Annotated in this window: 2 protein-coding genes; both read left to right on the top strand. The window is 71.9% G+C overall.

The features are described 5' to 3' along the window. Window positions 1-586 (top strand): glycerophosphodiester phosphodiesterase family protein (locus DKL51_RS15225; RefSeq protein WP_124812182.1); only part of this gene is annotated, 586 nt, incomplete at its 5' end. A 13-nt stretch (window positions 587-599) separates the two neighbouring features. Then, the gene (locus tag DKL51_RS15220) at window positions 600-1,991 is read left to right on the top strand and encodes an MFS transporter (protein WP_124812181.1); all 1,392 of its coding nucleotides are present in this window, start codon (window positions 600-602) and stop codon (window positions 1,989-1,991) included. Window positions 1,992-2,102: the final 111 nt, after the last annotated feature.

The raw sequence follows: 2,102 nt of genomic DNA, 5'->3' as shown, positions 1-2,102 counted from the left end.
CGCCACCCTGCACCGGGTCACCGGCGAGCGGGGGCGCATCGCCGCCCTGCGCTGGGCCGACCTGGCCTCGGTACGGGTCGGCGGCGCCGCCGTCGTGCCCCGCCTCGACGAGGTCCTGGGCGCCTGGCCGGAGGTCCGGTTCAACATCGACGTCAAGGCCGACGACGGAGTGGAACCCACCGTGCGGGCCGTCACCCGCGCCGGTGCGTGCGAGCGGGTGCTGCTGGCCTCGTTCAGCGACGCACGGCTGGTCCGGCTGCGCGCCCTGGCCGGGCCGAAGGTCGCCACCAGCCTCGGCATGCGCGGGGTGGCCCGGCTGCGGATGGCCTCCCTGCACGGGCGGCCGCTGCGGCTGCCGCCGTCCGTGGTCGCCGCCCAGGTCCCGGTGCGCTACGGCCGCATCCCCGTCGTGGATCAGCGGTTCCTGGACTACTGCCACCGGCTCGGGTTGCAGGTGCACGTCTGGACGGTCGACGAACCTGCCGACATGCACGACTTACTTGACCGGGGTGTGGATGGCATCATGACCGATCACGTCGGCGTGCTGCGCGACGTCTACCGCAGCCGCGGCCACTGGGCCGCCTGAACGAAGGACCCCGATGGCCGAAACGGTCACCCCCGCCGTCGCCGATCCCGCGCACCCGGGCAGCACCCGCCGCGAGCGCACCGGCTGGTACTTCTACGACTGGGCCAACTCGGCGTTCCAGACCACCGTCATCACGGTGTTCCTCGGCCCCTTCCTGACCACCGTCGCGAAGCTCGCCGCCGGCTGCGAGCTGGGCGCCGACCAGTGCGACGGGTACGTGCACCCGCTGGGCATCCGGGTCGCCCCCGGGTCCTACTACCCCTACCTGGTCTCGCTGTCGGTCCTGCTCACCGTCTTCCTGCTGCCGGTGATCGGTGCGGTGGCCGACCGGTCGGTGCACAAGAAGCGGCTGCTGGCCGCCGCCGCGTTCACCGGCGCCGGCGCGACCATCGGGTTCGCCTTCGTCACCGGCGACCGGTACCTGCTCGGCGGGGCGCTGTTCCTGATCGCCAACATCTCCTTCGGCGCGGCGATCGTCGTCTACAACTCCTTCCTGCCGCAGCTCGGCGGCCCCGACGACCGCGACGCCATCTCCAGCCGCGGCTGGGCCATCGGCTACCTCGGCGGCGGGCTGCTGCTCGCGCTGAACCTGGTCGCGGTCAGCATGCTCAGCGAGGAGGGCAACCCGCAGCGCACCCTCGACCTGGCCCGCTGGTCGATCGTCTCGGCCGGGCTGTGGTGGGCGGCGTTCACCCTGGTCCCGCTGCGCTGGCTGCGCGAGCACCCCACCGCCGAGGCGCTGCACGGCGACGGCAACGTGCTCACCGACGGGTTCCGGCAACTCAGCCGCACCCTGCGCCAGATGAAGGCGTACCCGCTGACGCTGTTCTTCCTGCTCGCCTTCCTGGTCTACAACGACGGCATCCAGACCGTCATCACCCTGGCCAGCCAGTACGGCATCGAGGAGTTGAAGCTGGAGCAGAGCACCCTGATCGTGACGATCCTGCTGGTGCAGTTCCTCGCCTTCGGCGGCGCGCTGGCTCTCGGCGCCCTGGCCCGGCGCATCGGCGCGTGGAAGACCGTGCTGCTGTCCCTGGTGCTCTGGACCGGTGTGATCATCGCCGCGTTCCGCCTACCGGCCGAGGCGCCGCTGCCGTTCATGATCCTCGGCGGATGCATCGGGCTGGTGCTCGGCGGCAGCCAGGCGCTGAGCCGGTCGCTGTTCAGCCAGCTCATCCCCGCCGGCAAGGAGGGCGAGTACTACGGCTTCTACGAGATCAGCGACAAGGGCACCAGCTGGCTCGGGCCGCTCGCCTTCGGCCTGGTGTTCCAGCTCACCGCCTCCTACCGGGTGGGCCTGGTCTCATTGCTGATCTTCTTCGTGGTCGGGTTCGCGCTGCTGGCCGCCGTGCCGATGCGCCGCGCCATCGTCGCCGCCGGCAACACCCCGCCCCGGGTGCTCTGATCCGGCCCGCGCACGGGCCGGATCCGAGGCGGTCGATGGACTAGGCTGCCCCGACGTGACCGACGACGCCGCTGCCGCCCCGATCTGCCTGGCCCGGCCCCTCCCCGGGCC

The organism is Micromonospora globispora, from assembly GCF_003857015.1.
Classification (GTDB): domain Bacteria; phylum Actinomycetota; class Actinomycetes; order Mycobacteriales; family Micromonosporaceae; genus Micromonospora; species Micromonospora globispora.
This window is presented reverse-complemented; position numbering and strand designations above follow the sequence as displayed.